The organism is Paenirhodobacter enshiensis (assembly GCF_000740785.1).
Lineage (GTDB): Bacteria > Pseudomonadota > Alphaproteobacteria > Rhodobacterales > Rhodobacteraceae > Rhodobacter > Rhodobacter enshiensis.
In genome coordinates this window covers 70,655-88,830 of the sequence record NZ_JFZB01000001.1, presented here as the reverse complement: position 1 = coordinate 88,830, position 18,176 = coordinate 70,655, and the positions used below count along the sequence as shown (strand labels likewise).

At 66.3% G+C, this 18,176-nt stretch carries 16 protein-coding genes; 8 read left to right on the top strand and 8 right to left on the bottom strand.

Annotated elements, in window-relative coordinates; translation table 11 throughout:
* Positions 1-69 precede the first annotated feature (69 nt).
* Positions 70-1,545, bottom strand: coding sequence for an ABC transporter substrate-binding protein (locus tag CG50_RS00395; protein ID WP_036633889.1), 1,476 nt, complete (start codon positions 1,543-1,545; stop codon positions 70-72).
* A gap of 240 nt (positions 1,546-1,785) precedes the next feature.
* Here CG50_RS00395 and panC point away from each other — a divergent pair, with 240 nt between their 5' ends.
* The 3 genes from panC to CG50_RS00380 all read left to right on the top strand — a co-directional run bounded on the left by panC (position 1,786) and on the right by CG50_RS00380 (position 3,586).
* On the top strand, positions 1,786-2,625 hold the full coding sequence (gene panC, locus CG50_RS00390; protein ID WP_036633886.1) for a pantoate--beta-alanine ligase: 840 nt from the start codon (positions 1,786-1,788) through the stop codon (positions 2,623-2,625).
* 102 nt (positions 2,626-2,727) lie between these two features.
* On the top strand, positions 2,728-3,006 hold the full coding sequence (locus tag CG50_RS00385) for a hypothetical protein (protein WP_036633883.1): 279 nt from the start codon (positions 2,728-2,730) through the stop codon (positions 3,004-3,006).
* 4 nt (positions 3,007-3,010) lie between these two features.
* Positions 3,011-3,586, top strand: a complete 576-nt coding sequence (locus CG50_RS00380; RefSeq protein ID WP_051909275.1) for a DUF1523 family protein — start codon at positions 3,011-3,013, stop codon at positions 3,584-3,586.
* A 77-nt stretch (positions 3,587-3,663) separates the two neighbouring features.
* Here the strand turns inward: CG50_RS00380 and grxD are convergent, their stop codons facing one another.
* The 3 genes from grxD to purL all read right to left on the bottom strand — a co-directional run bounded on the left by grxD (position 3,664) and on the right by purL (position 6,769).
* A complete protein-coding gene (grxD, locus tag CG50_RS00375; RefSeq protein WP_036633881.1) occupies positions 3,664-4,023 on the bottom strand; it encodes a Grx4 family monothiol glutaredoxin in 360 nt (119 codons plus the stop codon).
* Between the two features lie 79 nt (positions 4,024-4,102).
* The gene (locus CG50_RS00370) at positions 4,103-4,345 is read right to left on the bottom strand and encodes a BolA/IbaG family iron-sulfur metabolism protein (RefSeq protein WP_036633879.1); all 243 of its coding nucleotides are present in this window, start codon (positions 4,343-4,345) and stop codon (positions 4,103-4,105) included.
* A gap of 261 nt (positions 4,346-4,606) precedes the next feature.
* Positions 4,607-6,769 carry a phosphoribosylformylglycinamidine synthase subunit PurL gene (purL, locus tag CG50_RS00365; protein ID WP_036633877.1) on the bottom strand — a complete coding sequence of 721 codons (2,163 nt, stop codon included), beginning with the start codon at positions 6,767-6,769 and terminating at the stop codon, positions 4,607-4,609.
* Between the two features lie 376 nt (positions 6,770-7,145).
* On the opposite strand from purL, the gene CG50_RS00360 reads away from it, so the two are divergent.
* The gene (locus CG50_RS00360) at positions 7,146-7,772 is read left to right on the top strand and encodes a LysE family translocator (protein WP_036633875.1); all 627 of its coding nucleotides are present in this window, start codon (positions 7,146-7,148) and stop codon (positions 7,770-7,772) included.
* 196 nt (positions 7,773-7,968) lie between these two features.
* Here the strand turns inward: CG50_RS00360 and CG50_RS00355 are convergent, their stop codons facing one another.
* Positions 7,969-8,892, bottom strand: coding sequence for a LysR family transcriptional regulator (locus CG50_RS00355; protein ID WP_036633872.1), 924 nt, complete (start codon positions 8,890-8,892; stop codon positions 7,969-7,971).
* 287 nt (positions 8,893-9,179) lie between these two features.
* On the opposite strand from CG50_RS00355, the gene CG50_RS00350 reads away from it, so the two are divergent.
* Entirely contained in the window at positions 9,180-9,992 is an 813-nt protein-coding gene (locus CG50_RS00350) for a glutamate racemase (protein WP_036633869.1), read from the top strand.
* A gap of 194 nt (positions 9,993-10,186) precedes the next feature.
* Here the strand turns inward: CG50_RS00350 and CG50_RS16120 are convergent, their stop codons facing one another.
* Positions 10,187-10,849 (bottom strand): DUF805 domain-containing protein, encoded by a 663-nt coding sequence (locus CG50_RS16120; RefSeq protein ID WP_161785372.1) that lies wholly within the window; start codon positions 10,847-10,849, stop codon positions 10,187-10,189.
* Positions 10,850-10,947: 98 nt separating this feature from the next.
* Here CG50_RS16120 and argC point away from each other — a divergent pair, with 98 nt between their 5' ends.
* Both argC and ccmE read left to right on the top strand, forming a co-directional pair.
* Positions 10,948-11,976, top strand: a complete 1,029-nt coding sequence (gene argC / locus CG50_RS00340; protein ID WP_036633868.1) for an N-acetyl-gamma-glutamyl-phosphate reductase — start codon at positions 10,948-10,950, stop codon at positions 11,974-11,976.
* A gap of 16 nt (positions 11,977-11,992) precedes the next feature.
* Entirely contained in the window at positions 11,993-12,421 is a 429-nt protein-coding gene (gene ccmE / locus CG50_RS00335; RefSeq protein WP_036633865.1) for a cytochrome c maturation protein CcmE, read from the top strand.
* A 176-nt stretch (positions 12,422-12,597) separates the two neighbouring features.
* Here ccmE and metG read toward each other — a convergent pair whose 3' ends face one another.
* Positions 12,598-14,328, bottom strand: a complete 1,731-nt coding sequence (gene metG, locus CG50_RS00330; protein WP_036634282.1) for a methionine--tRNA ligase — start codon at positions 14,326-14,328, stop codon at positions 12,598-12,600.
* Positions 14,329-14,457: 129 nt separating this feature from the next.
* The gene (locus CG50_RS00325; protein WP_036633862.1) at positions 14,458-16,053 is read right to left on the bottom strand and encodes a DEAD/DEAH box helicase; all 1,596 of its coding nucleotides are present in this window, start codon (positions 16,051-16,053) and stop codon (positions 14,458-14,460) included.
* Positions 16,054-16,417: 364 nt separating this feature from the next.
* On the opposite strand from CG50_RS00325, the gene argS reads away from it, so the two are divergent.
* Positions 16,418-18,163 (top strand): arginine--tRNA ligase, encoded by a 1,746-nt coding sequence (argS, locus tag CG50_RS00320; protein ID WP_036633860.1) that lies wholly within the window; start codon positions 16,418-16,420, stop codon positions 18,161-18,163.
* Positions 18,164-18,176 lie beyond the last annotated feature (13 nt).

Below are 18,176 nucleotides of genomic sequence, written 5' to 3'. Positions count from 1 at the left end.
CCCGGGGGTGAGGGCCGCAGGCCCGAGGGGGCAGAGCCCCCTCACCGCCCCCTGCAGGGCAGAGCCCTTTCAGGGCTTCCAGTGCACCGCGGTCACGTCATTCGCCGGGGTCGGCGCGTTCAGCCACAGCCCTTCGAGGCGCGCATCCGCCACCCCGGTCTTCGCCAGCTGGAACAGATAGGCGTTGACGTAATCTTTGGCGATCATCTCCTGCGCCTCGCCCTCGATCTCGCTGCGTTCGGCCGGATCGACGGTGCGGTCGAGCTTCGCCATCAGCTCCTGAAACGGCTTGCTGTCATAACCGAAGTAATACTCCGGCCGGGCATAGATGTTGATGTCGGCGGGCTCGGTATGGCTGACGATGGTCAGATCGAAATCGTGGCGCTTGAACACCTGATCGAGCCATTGCGCCCATTCGAGATTGGTGATCTCGGTCCTGATCCCGACGGCGGCGAGTTCCGCCGCGACGATCTCGCCGCCGCGGCGGGCATAGACCGGCGGCGGCAGTGCCAGACGCAGCGTCAGATCCTTCACCCCCGCCTCGGCCAGCAGCGCCTTTGACTTCGCCGGATCGTAGGCCGACAGCGCCGTCAGGTCGCGATAGGCCGGGTTATGCGGCGCGAAATGCGTGCCGATCGGCGTGCCATAGCCGAACATCGCGCCGTCGATCACCTCCTGCCGGTCGATGGCATGGGCGATCGCCTCGCGCACGCGGATGTCGTTCAGCGGCGGGTTGCGGTTGTTCATCGCGAGGATCGTTTCGCCCTCGGTGGTGCCGACCATCACCCTGAACCGCGGATCGGCCTTGAACTGGTCGAGCGTCTCGGGCGCCGGGAAGTTCGGGAAGGCGTCGACATCGCCTGCCATCACCGCCGCGAAGGCCGCTGTCGGGTCCGAGATGAACCTGAACGTCGCGGTCTTCAGCGCGGGCTTCTCGCCCCAGTAGCCGGGATAGGCGCTCAGCGTCACGTGATCGCCCTTCACCCAGTCGGCGAAGGCGAAGGGGCCGGTGCCGACGGGATGGGTGGCCTCGCTCGCCACGCTTTCCGGCGCGACGATCACCGCATCGCCCCAGGCCATCTTGAACGGGAAGGCCCCGTCCGGGGCGTCAAGCGTCACCTTCACCGTCAGCGGATCGACGACATCGACGGCGTTAATGCCGCGAAACAGCGCCTTCTGGGCATTGGCGCTGTCGGCCGCCCGCGCCCGGTCGAGGCTGAATTTCACGTCCGAGGCATCGAAGGCGGTGCCATCCTGAAACGTCACGCCAGAGTGCAGATGAAAGGTGTAGACGGTCCCGTCCGCCGAGACGTCCCAGCTTTTGGCGAGGTCGGGTTCGATCTGCCCCTCCGGACCGAACCGGGTCAGGCCTTCGAATACGTTGGCATAGACCACCTCGTCGATGGCTGCGGCGGCGCCGGCCGTCGGGTCGAGGTTCGGCGGCTCCAGCACCATGCCGAGGGTGATCGAGTCGGGCGGTGCAGCGAGCGCAGGCGCCGCCGAGATCAGCAACAGCGCGAGGGCAGGGAACAGACGAAAGGGCATTCGGGGCCTCCGGACGGGCAACAGGACAATCGGTGCATGATTGTCCGCCGGGAGGGGCGCGATCAAGGGCTTTACATAAAAGCCGCTCCCGGACGTCCCGTTCTTCCGCTGCCCCCCGGGAGCGCATTGCCGCGTTTGCATTGCGGGGGCCGGGGCGCTATGCCTTGCGCGGGTTTGAGGGCGCGAGGGGGCAGGCCAGCCGTGTCCGCCGCCCGCGAGGGGGAGAAGAGGGAAACCACGATGACACAGGTCGTTCGTGCCGCCGCGGCGCTTGCCGACAAGGTTGAGGGCTGGAAACGCTCGGGAATGCGGGTCGGCGTCGTGCCGACGATGGGGGCGCTTCACGACGGGCATCTGAGCCTGCTGCGCACCGCGCGCCGCCACTGCGACCGGGTGATCGTGACGATCTTCGTCAACCCGCTGCAATTCGACCGTGCCGACGATCTGGAGAAATATCCGCGCGACGAAGCCCGCGATCTGGCGCTGCTCGAGGCCGAGCGTGCCGATGTGCTGTTCGCCCCGGGCGTCGGCGACGTCTATCCCGACGGCTTTTCCACCCGTGTCAGCGTCGCCGGCATCTCAGAGGAGCTCGAAGGTGCGTTCCGTCCGGGCCATTTCGACGGCATGACCACGGTGGTGACCAAGATCCTCGGCATGGCTCAGGCCGGCTGGGCGTTCTTCGGCGAGAAGGACTGGCAGCAGTTGCAGATCGTGCGCCGGCTGGTGACCGATCTCAACCTGCCGGTGCGGGTGACGGGCTGTCCGACGGTGCGCGAGCCCGACGGTCTGGCGCTGTCGTCGCGCAACGCCCGCCTCACGCCCGAGGCGCGCCGCATCGCGCCGGCGCTCTATCAGGTGATGCAGCAGACCGCGCAGGGGCTGCGCGCCGGCCGCGATCCCGTGCGCGAGCTCGATGACGCCCGCAGCCGGCTGATCGAGGAAGGCTTCGCCTCCCTCGATTATCTCGAACTGCGCCATGCCGAGACGCTGCGCCCGCTTGCCGATCCGGCCGATCCCGCGCGGCTGCTGGCTGCGGCCTGGCTCGGCGGCGTGCGGCTGATCGACAATATCGCGATCTGAAGCGGGAGCGGGCCTTTGGCCACAGGGCTTTCGCCCCACGCCCGCGCAGGCTATCACTGATGCGAAAGGGGCCGCATCCCCCGCGCGCCCGAAGGAGGTTCCGTGATCGAGGCAATCCCGCTGAGCATTCTCGGCCTGTTCACCCTGACCCTGGTGTTCGGTTTCGTGCGGCTTTACCTGCTGTGGCGCCGGCGCGAGGCGCTGATCGCCGCCTGGCGCAGGGAAACCGGTGCGGCGCCCGACGCGCGCCCGGAAGAGACGCTGATCGAGACCCGCCTTGCGCCTTACCAGCGCCGCCTGACCTTGCGCCTGATCGGGCTGATCTACGGCCTGCCGATCCTTTACGTGGGCGGCATGATCCTTTTCCTGAACCGGGGCTGAGCCGATGCGTTACGTCAAATGGAGCTTCCTGACCCTTCTCGTGCTGCTGGTGGCGGGGTTTTTGCATTACACCTTGCCGCGCCATGACGTGGTGCGCATCGTCGGCACCTATCAGCAGCGCGTCGACCTGAACGGCTGGACGAATATCTTCTGGTCGGGATCGAGCAAGACGCAGCAGGCCTCGCAGGGCACGCGCGACGTGCAGTTCATCCAAGCGGTGCGCCCCGACGGCAAGCCCGTGGTCTACCGCAACGAGGATACCGGCTGGGGCTGGCCGCCCTATTTCAAGTTCGACACCGCGACCTTGCAGACCCGCGCCGACGATCTGAAATCCACCGCCGAGACGCCGAAATGGGTGGTGGTGACGCGCTATGGCTGGCGCAATCAGATCTGGTCGATCTTCCCGAACGCGCTGTCGGTGCGCCCGGTCGACGGCCCCGACGTGACGGTGATCCCCTGGGCGACCATCGTGTTCTTCGTCGTGCTGATCGTGATCGCGCTGTTCCTGCGCACGCTGTGGAAGCTGTTCGAGGCGCGCATCATCGCCCCCTTCGTCGCCCGCTGGCGCCCGAAGGACTGAGCGCCTCCCCGAACGCAAAAACCCCGCCAGTGGCGGGGTTTTTCATCGGTCCGAAGACCAGATCCGCAAAACGCGGATCAGGCGTTCGCGGCGCGGATCTGGTCGGCCTTCGCCTTGTCATAGGTGACGCCCTTGTCGTCGAACAGCTTGTCGAGCTCGCCCGAGAGCGTCATCTCGGTCACGATATCGCAGCCGCCGACGAATTCGCCCTTCACGTAAAGCTGCGGGATGGTCGGCCAGTCGGAGAATTCCTTGATCCCCTGACGCACCATCTCGTCGGCCAGAACGTCGACGTCCTTGTAGTCGACGCCCATGAAGTTCAGCACGCCCGCAACGCGCGCCGAGAAACCGCAGCGCGGCATTTCCTTGGTGCCCTTCATGAAGAGCACGACGTCATTCGCGGCGACGTCTTCCTTGATCTGATCGAGTGCGCTCATCTGCGTCACATCCTCTTTGTGGTCGCGCCGGGCACAGGCGTCCGGGCGCGGAATGTCGTCAACTCCGGCCAGCCGGCTTTCAGGCCGGCGCCTTGGTGGTCAGCGCGAGCGCATGAAGCGGCGCGTTCGGCCCGTCCATCGCGCCCTTGAGCGCGGCGAAGACGGCGCGTTGCTGCTGCACCCGGTTCAGGCCTGCGAAAGAGGCGTCGATCACCTCGGCCGCCCAGTGATTGCCGTCGCCGGCCAGGTCGGTGATGGTGATCCTGGCGTCGGGAAATCCGTCGCGGATCAGGGCTTCGATGTCCTTGGCTTCCATCGGCATGGCGCTCTCCTCGTCTCTGGTCTCAATCTAGGCCGCGGGGCCGGGCGCGACAAGAGGCCGCGGCCGCTTCCGCCGGCCGCCGAACCCGTCTCGCGGCAAGTCCTCGCGGGCCTTGCCCCTTTCGATTCGCCAAAAATATCCCGGGGGTGAAGGGCCGAAGGCCCGAGGGGGCAGAGCCCCCTCACTTAACCTTCTGCGGGGGGCAGAGCCCCCTCTCTTTGTTATCCGGCGGGGCAGAGCTTTCGCTCTCCCCCGTCCGTCTCACTCGCCGATCGCCCTGGCGAAGGCGGTGCGGTAAAGTGCCGACAGCTCCGCCATCGGCGCGCTGTCGCCGCCGAAGCTCACCGTCTTGCCACCGAAGGCACCGACGCGCGCCACGGGCACGCCCGCTGCTGCCGCCGCCGCCTCGAGTGCCGTGGCGCCCGCCGCGTCGCAGGCAACGAGGTAGCGCGCCTGATCCTCGCCGAACAGCGTCGCGATGTCGGCCGCGTCCAGCGTCACGCCCAGACCCGCCGCCTCGGCCATCTCGAAGGCCGCGAGCGCGAGCCCGCCGTCTGCCAGATCGCTCGCCGCCTTCAGCAGCTTGCGGTTGGCGCGCAGGAACTCGCCGTTGCGGCGCTCAGCTGCCAGATCGACCTCGGGCGCATCGCCCGCGACGATGCCGAAGGCCTCCGCCGCCAGCGCCGACTGGCCCATGTGGCCCTCGGTCTCGCCGATCAGCAGCGCGATGTCGCCCGCCTCGGGCAGACCGGCGATCAGATCGTCGACATGCGCGACCAGCCCGACCGCACCGATCGTCGGCGTCGGCAGGATGCCCGAACCGTCGGTCTCGTTGTACAGCGAGACGTTGCCCGACACGATCGGCATGTCGAGCGCGATGCACGCCGCCGAGATGCCTTTGATGCTGCCGACGAACTGACCCATGATCTCGGGCTTCTCGGGGTTGCCGAAGTTCATGTTGTCGGTCGTCGCCAGCGGCAGAGCGCCCGCGGCGGTCAGGTTGCGATAGGCCTCGGCCACCGCCTGCGCGCCGCCGCGATAGGGGTTCGCCTTGACGTAGCGCGGCGTCACGTCCGAGGTGAACGCGAGCGCCTTGTCGGTGCCATGCACCCGGATCACGCCCGCGCCCAGACCCGGACGGCGCACGGTATCGGCCATGACCTGCGTGTCATACTGCTCGAACACCCAGTCCTTCGCGGCATAGTTCGGCGAGCCGATCAGCGCCTTCAGCGCCGCGACGGGCCCGATGGCGGGCAGCGCGGGCATCGGCTCAGGGGCCGGCGTCTCGATCCACGGGCGGTCGTATTCCGGCGCGGAGGAAGACAGCTTAGACAGCGGCAGATCCGCCTTCACCTCGTTGCCGTGCAGGATCAGGAAGCGGTCCTCGGCGATGGTCTCGCCGACCACCGCGAAATCGAGATCCCATTTCTCGAAGATCGCGCGGGCCTCGTCCTGCTTGTCGGGATGCAGAACCATCAGCATACGTTCCTGCGATTCCGACAACATCATCTCGTAGGCGGTCATCGCGGTCTCGCGCTGCGGCACCTGATCGAGAACCAGTTTGATGCCCAGACCGCCCTTGTCGCCCATCTCGACGGCCGAGCAGGTCAGACCCGCCGCGCCCATGTCCTGGATCGAGATCACCGCATCGGTCTGCATCAGCTCGAGGCAGGCCTCCATCAGCTTCTTCTCGGTGAAGGGGTCGCCGACCTGAACGGTGGGACGCTTCTCCTCGATGGTGTCGTCGAATTCGGCCGAGGCCATGGTGGCGCCGCCCACGCCATCGCGGCCGGTCTTCGCGCCGACATAGACCACCGGCATCCCGACGCCCGAGGCCGCGCAATAGAAGATGCGGTCGGTGTCCGCGATGCCCGCGGCGAAGGCGTTGACCAGACAGTTGCCGTCATAGCTCGCATCGAAGCGGACCTCGCCGCCGACGTTCGGCACGCCGAAGCAGTTGCCGTAATGGCCGATGCCGTCGACCACGCCCTTGACCAGCTGCGCGGTCTTCGGGTGCTTCGTGGTGCCGAAGGACAGGCTGTCCATCGCCGCGACCGGGCGCGCGCCCATGGTGAACACGTCGCGCAGGATGCCGCCCACGCCGGTCGCCGCGCCCTGCTTGGGCTCGATATAGCTCGGGTGGTTGTGGCTCTCCATCTTGAAGATCACCGCCTGGCCGTCGCCGATGTCGACGACGCCGGCGTTCTCGCCCGGACCGCAGATGACCTGCGGGCCCTCGGTCGGCAGGGTGCGCAGCCATTTCTTCGACGACTTGTAAGAGCAATGCTCGTTCCACATCGCCGAGAAGATGCCCAGCTCGGTGAAGGTGGGTTCGCGACCGATGATGGTCAGGATGCTCTGGTATTCGTCGGGTTTCAGACCATGCGCGGCAATGACGTCTGGGGTGATCTGCGGCTCGGTCATCGGATCCTCCGGGGCGGTAGGGCGTTTGCCTCCCTTTAGGCCAAAGGGGGCTGCGGGGAAAGGGGGCAGAGCGGGCAAAACCGCGTGCCGTGGCGCGGGTGTCGCGTCGGGCCGGGCGGCCTGTGGGCAGGCCGGCGGCACGGCGCGCTTGACGGCACGCTTGACGGGGCGGGGCGGGGCTGGCAGGGTCTCCATATGACCCTGAACGCCCGCCTCAATCGGACCCAACGAAATCGCCTGACGGCGGTGGCTTCGGTCCGTGGCGCGGCCGGAGGGCAGTCCGGGGTCTGAGCCCCGCTTTCCCTCTCTGTCTTGCCCATCCGAACCCCGCCGGCCCTGCCCGCGGGGTATTTTCATGTCTCATGGAGTTTTCACGATGTTCGATCCGTCTCTTTTCGTCCGCTCTGCCCTGATCGGCATGGCCATCGCCGCCCCCGTGGGGCCGATGAGCGTGCTGTGCATGAAGACAACGCTGACCCGCGGCGCCCGCCACGGCATGGCGATCGGCGCGGGGATCGCGCTCGGCGACGGGATCTATGCCGCGGTCGCGGCGCTCGGTCTGGCGGGGCTGTCGGGGTTCATGCTGGCGCATCAGCAACCGCTGCATCTGGCGGCGGGGCTGTTTTTGCTGTGGCTGGGGCTGAAGGCGCTGATGCGGCGCGATCCGGGGGCGGATGCGCCGGCCGCGCTGGCACCGCGCAACCCGCTGCGCGATCTGGCGGCGGCGGTGCTGCTGACGCTGACCAACCCGCCGACGATCATCATGTTCTCGGCCGTGTTCGCGGCGCTGACACCCGCGGCCGGGTTCCGGCTGGCCGAGGCGCTGTCGACCGTGGCCGGCGTGGTGGCGGGCTCGCTGATCTGGTGGGCGATGGTGGTTGGCGTGACATCCACCCTGCGCGGCGTTCTGGGGCCGCGGCTCCGGCTGTGGATCGACCGTGTATCGGGGCTGGCGCTCGCCGGTCTCGGTCTGGTCGAGGTCGGCCGGGGACTGAAGGGCTGAAAAAACCGTTCGGGCAAAAAAAAGGCCGAGACAAAGCTCGGCCGTAGTCCAACAGGGAGGTAGAAACCGACGAGAGTTTCCTCAGACCGCCGATCTCTGCGCCTGAAATATGAGCAGTTTGGAAACTTGGCAAGGGCTTTTGCCATTCGGTAAAAACATTCCCGCCATGCGTTGCGGGAATGCCACCACGGTCATGTCACTGCGGATCGGGTTCCGCCACCGCTTCGGCGCCGCTCTGGATCTTGCGATAGGCGAGGATCTCTTCCTGGATGAACTCGCGGAAAGCGGTGACCCGGCGCGACTGGCGCAGCTCCTCGGGATAGGCGAGGAACACCGGCACCTCGACCGACTCGATCTCGGGGAGCACACGTTCGACATGCGGACGGTCCGCGATGATGTAATCGGGCAGCACGCCGACGCCGACATGATTGAGCACGCTTTGCAGCACGCCGAAGTAATTGTTCACCGTCAGTTTGGAATGCATGTGCTGGGCGAGCAGCATCTGCACCAGCTCTGCCCCCGCGGCGACCTGCGGCGCATGGGCGTTCTGGCAGATCAGCCGGTGGTTGCGCATATCCTCCAGACGCTCGGGCCGACCGGCCTTGTCGAGATATTCGGTCGTCGCATACAACCGCATCCGGATGTTCAGGAGCCGCTTGCGCACCAGATCGGCCTGGCTCGGCTCTTTCATGCGGATCGCGACATCGGCCTCGCGCATCGGCAGATCGAGCACGCGCTCTTCCAGCATCAGGTCGATCTTCAGATCGGGATAGCGGTCGTAAAGCTTCGCCAGCCGCGGCGCCAGCCACAGGCTGCCGAAACCGACGGTGGCGGTGACGCGCAGCTCGCCCATCACCTCTTCCTCGGAATCGCGGATCCTCGCCGCCGCGGTATCGAGCCGCTTGGCCATCATCGAGGTCGCCTCGAACAACAGCTCGCCCTGTTCGGTCAGGATCAGGCCGCGGGCATGGCGGTGAAACAGCGTCGTGCCGAGCGATTCCTCCAGCGCGCGAATCTGACGAGACACCGCCGATTGCGACAGCCGCAACGCGTCACCCGCATGGGTCAGAGATCCGGCATCCGCCACCGCGTGGAAGATGCGCAACTTGTCCCAATCCATGCCCGGCATATGCGCTCCGATCAAAGCTGTTCTGCGTTTCGGTGAATATAGGAATTTTGCAATGTTCACAAATGGCTTTCGGCGCGGGACGAAGGAGCGTCTCTTTGTCGCGGATTTCGCGATATGTGGAATATATCGTCGCGAATACCGGCATAATTAAAGAAATCTTGCATGATGCGCCGATGAAATCCGCGTGTTTCGCAGAAATTTCGCATTTCCTTCGGCGACGGTGACGCATAGAACGGCCGGAACGCGCCGTAACGGCGCATCGGACAGGGAAGCGGCACATGGCGGTGGGCGTTTTTGACAGCGGGCTCGGCGGGTTGACGGTGCTCGAGGCGGTGGCGAAGCGGCTGCCGCAGGTGGATTTCGTCTATCTGGGCGACAATGCCCATGCGCCTTACGGTGTGCGCTCGGCTGACGACATCTTCGATCTGACCTGCCGCGGCGTCGAACGGCTCTGGGCCGAGGGGTGCGACCTGGTGATCCTGGCGTGCAATACCGCTTCGGCGGCGGCGCTGAAGCGGATGCAGGAGACCTGGATCCCCGCCGACAAGCGCGTCCTCGGGGTGTTCGTGCCGATGATCGAGGCGCTGACCGAACGCAAATGGGGCGACAACACCCCGCCGCGCGAGGTGGCGGTGAAACACGTGGCGCTGTTCGCCACCCCGGCGACCGTCGCGACCCGGGCGTTCCAGCGCGAACTCGCCTTCCGCGCCATCGGCGTCGACGTCGAGGCCCAGCCCTGCGGTGGCGTCGTCGACGCGATCGAGGCGGGCGACGAAACCCTCGCCGAGGCGCTGGTGAAGTCCCATGTCGAGGCGCTGAAGCGCCGGATGCCGCATCCCGAGGCAGCGATCCTCGGCTGCACGCATTACCCGCTGATGCAGGCGGCATTCCAGAAGGCGCTCGGCCCTGAGGTCAAAGTCTACAGCCAGCCTGCTCTGGTGGCTTCGAGCCTTGACGACTATCTGAAGCGCCGGCCGGAGTTTCTGGGAGCAGGCAGCGTGTCGAAGTTCCTGACCACGGGCGACCCGGAATCGGTGTCGGTCCATGCGACGCAGTTCCTGCGCCACGGCGTGCGCTTCGAGGCCGCCTGAACGCGCTTGCCGGACCGGGCAGGGGGCTCTGCCCCCTCTTTGGCTGACGCCAAATTCACCCCCGGGATATTTGTGGAAAGATGAAAGCAAAAGAGCACTCCCGCTTTCGATTCGCCGCAAATATCCCGGGGGTGAGGGCCGCAGGCCCGAGGGGGCAGAGCCCCCTGTCTTCGCATTTTCACAAGTGCAGCGTCTCAGTCAAAGCGGTTCGGACCGGGCGTGCCGCGCTGGCACATGAAGACCAGGAGGGCAAGTCCGTAGACCAGGATCGCGGCGGCGAAAACAGCGACGATCGCCCCGGACTGCCCCTTCACGGCCGAAAGGCCGATCGCTGCGCCACCGATGACGGCGGCGAGCCACCAACCGCCAAGCCACCAGCCGCTGCGGTCGGTATCGTGCAGACGCCGGACGGTGACGGCAACGTTGGGCAGAAATGTCGCCACAGCGAACAGCATGTAGGCAGCGCTGGAATTGTGTGCCAGCCCCTTGTCCAGCAATCCCGCGACGAAGCTTCCGAGAACTATGAACAGATAGAAGTACCAGTATTCCGAACGGCTGGCCCGGCCTCGGAAAGTCGCGTAACGGCGCAGACATTGAGAGATTGCCTCGCCGAAGCCGAGGGCCGGCGCCGGACCCGTTCCTGTGCGGCTGGCATAGGCAACCGCCGGCTGACGAGGCGGGGCGGGCGGTGTTTGCCCGAACGCCAGGTGGCCGCGCGCGGGTTCCCACCCGGTCATCCCCTCGCGCCAGACGAGAGTGTCCGGCCGGATCATTCCGGTGCGGATGAAGGCTGCGATCTCCGTCTCGGGGACGGGCCCCCGACTGTCGCCACCCACCGCATAATACCATTCCGTCATCGAATCCCTGCCCCCCATCAAATACGGCACCGTTCAAACGTCTTGCGCCCGAAGTTATGCTGAGGCATTGCACGAGGGCAAGTCGCGGGAGAAATGCCATGACGCAGAACGTCGCCATCCTCGGGGCCTCGGGCTATACCGGAGCCGAACTCGTCCGTCTCATCGCCACGCATCCCTCGATGCGGATTGTCGCGCTCTCGGGCGACCGAAAGGCCGGAATGCGCATGGGCGAGGTGTTTCCGCATCTGCGCCATCTCGATCTGCCGGTGCTGCAAAAAATCGAGGACATCGACTTCTCGGCCGTCGATCTGGCGTTCTGCGCACTGCCGCACGGCACCTCGCAGCCGGTGATCCGCGATCTGCCGTCGGATCTGAAGATCGTCGATCTCTCGGCCGATTTCCGGCTGCGCGATCCGGCGGAATACGAGAAATGGTATGGCAAGCCGCATGTCGCGCTGGAGCTGCAAAAGCAGGCGGTCTACGGCCTGACCGAGTTCTACCGCGACGAGATCCGCTCGGCGCGGCTGTGCGCGGGCACGGGCTGCAACGCGGCAACCGGGCAATATGCGCTGCGCCCGCTGATCGAGGCGGGGGTGATCGACCTCGACGACATCATCATCGACGTGAAGGCCGGGGTGTCGGGGGCGGGGCGCTCGCTCAAGGAAAACCTGCTTCATGCCGAGCTGTCGGGCGGCACGATGCCCTATTCGGCGGGTGGCAAGCACCGCCATCTGGGCGAGTTCGATCAGGAATTCTCGAAGCTCGCCGGGCGTGACGTGCGGGTGATGTTCACCCCGCATCTGATGCCGTTCAACCGCGGCATCCTTGCGACGGTCTATGTCAAGGGCGATGCGGCCGCGGTGCACGAGGCGCTGGCCGCGCGTTATGCCGACGAGGTGTTCCTCGAGGTTCTGCCCTTCGGTCAGGTGGCCTCGACGCGCTCGATCGCCGGGTCGAACTACGTTCATGTCGGTGTCGTCGCCGACCGGATCGCCGGTCGCGCCACGGTGACGGTCGCGCTCGACAATCTGTGCAAGGGCTCCTCGGGGCAGGCGATGCAGAACGCGAACCTGATGCTCGGGCTCGAGGAAACTGCGGGGCTGATGCTGGCCCCGGTGTTCCCCTGATCGACAGGCCCCGGCGATGCGCCTGAAGAAGGCCCGCCGGGTCCGCCTTCTGCTGTTTGCCGCGCTGTCTCTGGCGCTTGCGACCGGGCTGATGGGCTATGCGCTGCGCGACGGGATCGAGTATTACCGCACCCCGTCGCAGGTGCTGTCCGATATTCCCTCATCCAGTGAAGTCTTCCGCCTCGGCGGTCTGGTCGAGCGCGGCAGCCTTGTCCGGTCGCCGGGCGGCGAGATCCGCTTTCGCGTGACCGATGGCGCGGCCTCGATCCCGGTCCAGTTCTCGGGCATTCCTCCGGATCTGTTCGGCGAGGGGCGCGGCGTTATCGCCAAGGGCCGGATCGCGGCGGGCGAATTCATGGCGAGCGAGATCCTCGCGAAGCATGATGAGACTTACGTTCCGCGCGCACTCGCCGGCTCTGCACCTTCGGGGCAGGGCACCCGCTGAGACGAAGAAAGGGGGCTGTCTGCCCCCTCTTGGCCTGCGGCCAATTCACCCCCGAGGATATTTTTGGAAAGCCGAAAGCAAAAGTGCCGGCCTTTCCCTTTTCGGCTTTCCCTAAATATCCCGGGGGAGGCTGCCGCAGGCAGCCCGGGGGCAGAGCCCCCGGCGACCTCTGGGCCTCAGCTGCGCACGCCGGAGAAGCGCTTCTGCCATTCCTCGCGTTCCTCGTCCGCGATCTTGCGGAACAGGACCTCGGGGGTTTCGAAGGCATGGCCCGCGGGCAGATGGGTCAGTGCGGCACGGATGTCCGTGGGCCAGCTGCGATCCTCGGTCTTCAGCGCGGCGAGGATCAGGCCGGCCGCGTCCGGGATGAACGGTTCCGACAGGATCGCGTAAAGCCGCATCAGGTTGAGCGCGAGGCGGGTTTGCGCCGCGGCCTGCGCCGGGTCGGTCTTGAACACCGTCCAGGGTCCGACGGATTGCAGATATTCGTTGCCGGCCACCCAGATCGCGCGCAGCTCGGTCGCGGCCTTGCGCACTTCCTTAGCTTCCATGAAGCTCTCATAGGCGGCGAGGCGCGTGCTCAGCTCCGCGATCAGCGCGTCCTCGCGCTCGCCCCAGCTGCCGCCCTCGGGCAGCGCTTCGCCGAACTTCGAGCGGCAGAACTTGGTGATGCGCGAGACGAAGTTGCCCAGCACATCGGCCAGATCCTTGTTCACCGAGGTCTGGAAATTCTCCCAGGTGAATTCGCTGTCCGAGCTTTCCGGCGCATGGCTGAGCAGCCACCACCGCCAGTAATCCGCCGGCAGGATCGACAGCGCCTGATCCATGAACACGCCGCGGCCCTGCGAGGTCGAGAACTGGCCACCGTCATAGTTGAGGTAGTTGAACGACTTGATGTAGTCGACCATCTTCCATTGTTCGCCGCCGGCGCGGTTCACGCCGATCAGCGTCGCCGGGAAGGACAGGGTGTGGAACGGCACGTTGTCCTTGCCCATGAACTCGGTATAGGTCACGTCCTCCGCGCCCTTGTCGGTGCGCCACCAGCGCTGCCAGGCGCTGTCGTCGAGCCCGTTCGCATCGGCCCATTCCGCCGTCGCTCCGATATATTCGATGGGTGCATCGAACCAGACGTAGAACACCTTGCCTTCCATGCCGGTCCAGGGCGCGCCCTCGAACTGCGCGGGAACGCCCCAGTAGAGATCGCGGGTGATGCCGCGGTCCTGCAGCCCGTCGCCGTCGTCGAGCCATTTCAGCGCGATCGAGGTGGTCAGCACCGGCCAGTCGGCCTTCGACTTGATCCAGGTGCGGATATCCTCGCGCAGCGTCTTCTGGCGCAGGAACAGATGCTTCGTCTCGCGCAGCTCGAGATTGGTCGAGCCCGACACCGCCGAGCGCGGGTTGATCAGATCGGTCGGGTCGAGCTGCTTGGTGCAGTTCTCGCACTGATCGCCGCGGGCCTTCTCGTAGCCGCAGTTCGGGCAGGTGCCCTCGATGTAGCGGTCGGGCAGGAAGCGGCCGTCGTCGACCGAGTAGAACAGCTTCTCGGATTTCTCCTCGATCAGCCCCTGTTCGCCGAGCACGCGGGCGAAATACTGCGTCAGCACGGTATTGCGATCCGACGACGAGCGGCCGAAGTGATCGAAGGACAGCCGGAAGCCGCGGGCGATCTCGGCCTGGGTCTCGTGCATCTCGCGGCAGTAGTCCTCGACCGGCTTGCCGGCCTTGGCGGCGGCAAGCTCCGCCGGGGTGCCGTGCTCGTCGGTGGCGCAGATGAACATCACCTCATGGCCGCGCGCCCGCATGTAGCGTGCGAACAGATCGGACGGCAGCTGGCTGCCGACGAGGTTGCCCAGATGCTTGATGCCGTTGATGTAGGGGATCGCCGAGGTGATGAGGTGCCGCGCCATGTCCATGCTCCGGTCAGTTTGCGCCGAGGTCTACAGGGCTTTGCCCGACAGGGCCAGAGCCAAGAAATCCGGCGATGGAAAAGGGGCGGCCGGATGTCCCGCCGCCCCCGTTGCCGCCATAAGGCGGGCTCAGTTCTCGCTGGCTTCGGCCGTTTCCGGCGCTTCGTCCTCGACCTCGGCGGTCTTCACCGGCTTCGAGGGGCGGAACGGGCGCAGGATGAAATCGGGCACGTGATCGCCCATGCCGACGACCGCCGGGCCATCGTCACGGTCGCGGCCGCGGCGGCGATCCTCGCGCCGCGGCGCGGGCTTCGGCGCCTCGGGCAGCGGGATCGGCGCCTCGACGGTCTCTTCGATCTCGATCACCGGCATCGCGTCTGCAGCCTTCTCGGCGGGTTTCTCGACCGCCTTGTCGGCGACCTTCGGCTGCGCCTCGCGACGCGGCTTCTCGGCACGCTTCTCGCTGCGCTCGGGGCGGTCCTTGTCGCGACCGCGGCCGCCGCGCGTGCGGCTGCGACGGCCGTCGCGCTCTTCATACTGGCGCGGTTCCTCATGGGCGGCCTCGGAGAGCGCGAAGCCCTCGGGCGCCGCGGCGCGCGGAATGTCCATCTTCACCAGCGCCTGGATCTGCGACAGATATTTCTCGTCCGCGGGGGTCGCGATCGAATAGGCGGTGCCCAGACGACCGGCACGGCCGGTGCGGCCGATGCGGTGAATGTAATCCTCGGCATGGCTCGGCAGGTCGTAGTTGAACACATGGCTGACCTGCGGAATGTCGAGCCCGCGCGCGGCGACGTCCGACGCCACCAGCAGCTGCAGCTTGCCCTCGCGGAACGCATCGAGCGTCGCCATGCGCTGGCGCTGTTCCAGATCGCCGTGGATCGGCGCGGCGTCGAAACCATGCGCCTTCAGCGACTTCGCCACGATATCGACATCGGTCTTGCGGTTGCAGAAGATGATCGCGTTGGTGCAGGCCTCGCCCTCGCCCCTGATGAGGGCGCGCAGGAGTTCGCGCTTGGTCTTCGCGGTCTGATCCTTGCGCGGCGGGGTGATCTCGACCAGCTTCTGGGTGATGGTCTCCGAGGCGGTGGCCTGACGGGTCACCTCGATGCGCACCGGCGACTGCAGGAAGGTATTGGTGATCCGCTCGATCTCGGGCGCCATGGTGGCCGAGAAGAACAGCGTCTGACGGGTGAACGGGGTCAGCTGGAAGATCCGCTCGATATCCGGGATGAAGCCCATGTCGAGCATCCGGTCCGCCTCGTCGACGACCATGATCTGCACGCCGTTCAGCAGCAGCTTGCCGCGCTCGAAATGGTCGAGCAGCCGGCCCGGCGTCGCGATCAGCACATCGACGCCGCGGTCGATCAGCTTTTCCTGCTCGCCGAAGGACACGCCGCCGATCAGCAGCGCCTTGGTCAGCTTGGTATGCTTGGCATAGAGGTCGAAGTTCTCGGCGACCTGCGCCGCCAGTTCGCGCGTCGGCGCCAGCACCAGCGACCGCGGCATCCGTGCCCGCGCCCGGCCATGCGCCAGCCGGGTCAGCATCGGCAGCGTGTAGGAAGCGGTCTTGCCCGTTCCGGTCTGGGCGATGCCCAGCACGTCCTTGCCCTCGATCGCGGGCGGGATCGCGCCGGCCTGGATCGGCGTCGGGGCCTCGTAGCCCGCTTCGACGACGGCCTTCAGGATGTTCGGATCTAGGTTGAGGTCGGTGAACTTGGTCATTTGCGTCCTTGAAAACTGCGCAGCGCTCTGGCCGCGCAAGTGGGGGGACGCAAAAATCCGGGCGTCCCGGGCGAATTGCCGCCGGGTTGCGGCGCGAGTCCCCTACTGCAAAACGGTAAAAAGGTCAACAAAGCTGAGCGAACCAGCGCTGTCCTCCCGCTTCTCCTTTCGGCTTTCCATAAATATCCCGGGGGTGAATTCGCGGCGCCTCCGTCAGGAGGGGCCGCGAAGAGGGGGCAGCGCCCCCCTCGCGCCCGCAGCGCAGCCGCCGCGCGCAGGGATGGCGCAGCCCACCCGAAAGCGGCTTCCGGTTGACGTTCCGGTGCCGCTCTGGCAGGGGTGAGGCAACAGAGGAACGCTGAAAATGAACCTGTTTGCCGATATGCGCGCGGTCGTGCTGACCGCTCTGGATCAGATGGTGGCCGAGGGCGTCCTGCCTTCCGGGCTCGATTATGCCAACGTGACGGTCGAACCGCCGCGCGACGCGGCCCACGGCGACATGGCGACCAATGCCGCGATGGTGCTCGCGAAACCCGCCGGATCGAAGCCGCGCGACATTGCCGATGCGCTCGCCGCCCGGCTGACCGCCGATCCGCGCGTCGCCGCAGCCGAGGTCGCCGGCCCCGGCTTTCTCAACCTGCGCCTCAATGTCTCGGTCTGGGCCGATGTCACCCGCGCCGCGCTGAGCGAAGGGGCGGATTACGGCCGCTCCACCCTCGGCGCGAAGGAACGGGTCAATGTCGAATTCGTCTCGGCCAACCCGACCGGGCCGATGCACGTCGGCCATACCCGCGGCGCGGTGTTCGGCGATGCGCTGGCGGCTCTGCTCGATTTCGCGGGCTACGATGTCACGCGCGAATATTACATCAACGACGGCGGTGCGCAGGTCAACGTGCTCGCTCGTTCGGCGTTTGAACGCTACCGCGAGGCGAACGGCCTCGATCCGGATATCCGCGAGGGGCTCTATCCCGGCGACTATCTGATCCCGGTCGGCGAGGCACTGAAGGCGAAATACGGCGACAGCCTGATCGGCAAGCCGGAATCCGTCTGGCTCGACGAGGTGAAGGACTTCGCCGTCGCCGAGATGCTGAAGATGATCCGCGGCGACCTTGCGGCGCTGAACGTCCACATGGACGTGTTCTATTCCGAGAAGTCGCTCTACGGCACGGGCCAGATCGAGGCCGCGATCAAGCGTCTGTCTGACCTCGGGCTGATCTACCGCGGTGTTCTGGAACCGCCGAAGGGCAAGCTGCCCGAGGACTGGGAAGAGCGCGAACAGCTCCTGTTCCGTTCGACCGCCTATGGCGATGACGTCGACCGCCCGATCCAGAAGTCGGACGGTTCCTGGACCTATTTCGCCCCCGACATCGCCTATCACTGGACCAAGATCGAACGCGGTTTCCACAAGCTGATCGACGTCTTCGGCGCCGATCACGGCGGCTATGTGAAGCGGATGAAGGCCGCGGTCGCGGCGCTGTCGCAGAACTCGGTCGATCTCGACATCAAGCTGATCCAGCTGGTGCGCCTGTTCAAGAACGGCGAGCCCTTCAAGATGTCGAAGCGCGCCGGCACCTTCGTCACCCTGCGCGACGTGGTCGAGCAGGCCGGCGCCGACGTGACCCGTTTCCATCTGCTGACCCGCAAGAACGATGCGGCGCTGGATTTCGACTTTGACAAGGTGCTCGAACAGTCGAAGGACAACCCGGTGTTCTACGTCCAGTATGCTCATGCCCGCGTCGCCTCGGTGCTGCGCAAGGCGCGCGATCTGGGCTTCGACGTGTCGGACGCGGCGCTGATCGGGGCGGATCTGTCGGGCAACACCCATGAGGCAGAGCTGACCCTTGCGCGCAAGATCGCCGAATGGCCGCGCCTCGTCGAGATCGCCGCCCGCGCGAACGAGCCGCATCGCATCGCCTTCTTCCTCTACGAGATCGCCTCGGATCTTCATGCGCTGTGGAACCGTGGCAACGACGAGACGCAGCTGCGTTTCGTGCAGGAAGGCGACGCCGCCGCCTCGCAGGCGAAAATCGCGCTCGCCCGGGCCTGTGCCGTTGTCATTTCCACGGGTCTTGGTATTCTCGGCGTCACCCCTGCCGAAGAGATGCGCTGAAGCGCGCCGCGGC

Bases quoted from the DNA above. Each gene is read 5' to 3' on its own strand.
- CG50_RS00395 (WP_036633889.1), bottom strand. From the start codon at position 1,545: ATGCCCTTTCGTCTGTTCCCTGCCCTCGCGCTGTTGCTGATCTCGGCG.
- panC (WP_036633886.1), top strand. From the start codon at position 1,786: ATGACACAGGTCGTTCGTGCCGCCGCGGCGCTTGCCGACAAGGTTGAG.
- CG50_RS00380 (WP_051909275.1), top strand. From the start codon at position 3,011: ATGCGTTACGTCAAATGGAGCTTCCTGACCCTTCTCGTGCTGCTGGTG.
- grxD (WP_036633881.1), bottom strand. From the start codon at position 4,023: ATGAGCGCACTCGATCAGATCAAGGAAGACGTCGCCGCGAATGACGTC.
- CG50_RS00370 (WP_036633879.1), bottom strand. From the start codon at position 4,345: ATGCCGATGGAAGCCAAGGACATCGAAGCCCTGATCCGCGACGGATTT.
- purL (WP_036633877.1), bottom strand. From the start codon at position 6,769: ATGACCGAGCCGCAGATCACCCCAGACGTCATTGCCGCGCATGGTCTG.
- CG50_RS00360 (WP_036633875.1), top strand. From the start codon at position 7,146: ATGTTCGATCCGTCTCTTTTCGTCCGCTCTGCCCTGATCGGCATGGCC.
- CG50_RS00355 (WP_036633872.1), bottom strand. From the start codon at position 8,892: ATGGATTGGGACAAGTTGCGCATCTTCCACGCGGTGGCGGATGCCGGA.
- CG50_RS00350 (WP_036633869.1), top strand. From the start codon at position 9,180: ATGGCGGTGGGCGTTTTTGACAGCGGGCTCGGCGGGTTGACGGTGCTC.
- CG50_RS16120 (WP_161785372.1), bottom strand. From the start codon at position 10,849: ATGACGGAATGGTATTATGCGGTGGGTGGCGACAGTCGGGGGCCCGTC.
- argC (WP_036633868.1), top strand. From the start codon at position 10,948: ATGACGCAGAACGTCGCCATCCTCGGGGCCTCGGGCTATACCGGAGCC.
- ccmE (WP_036633865.1), top strand. From the start codon at position 11,993: ATGCGCCTGAAGAAGGCCCGCCGGGTCCGCCTTCTGCTGTTTGCCGCG.
- metG (WP_036634282.1), bottom strand. From the start codon at position 14,328: ATGGCGCGGCACCTCATCACCTCGGCGATCCCCTACATCAACGGCATC.
- CG50_RS00325 (WP_036633862.1), bottom strand. From the start codon at position 16,053: ATGACCAAGTTCACCGACCTCAACCTAGATCCGAACATCCTGAAGGCC.
- argS (WP_036633860.1), top strand. From the start codon at position 16,418: ATGAACCTGTTTGCCGATATGCGCGCGGTCGTGCTGACCGCTCTGGAT.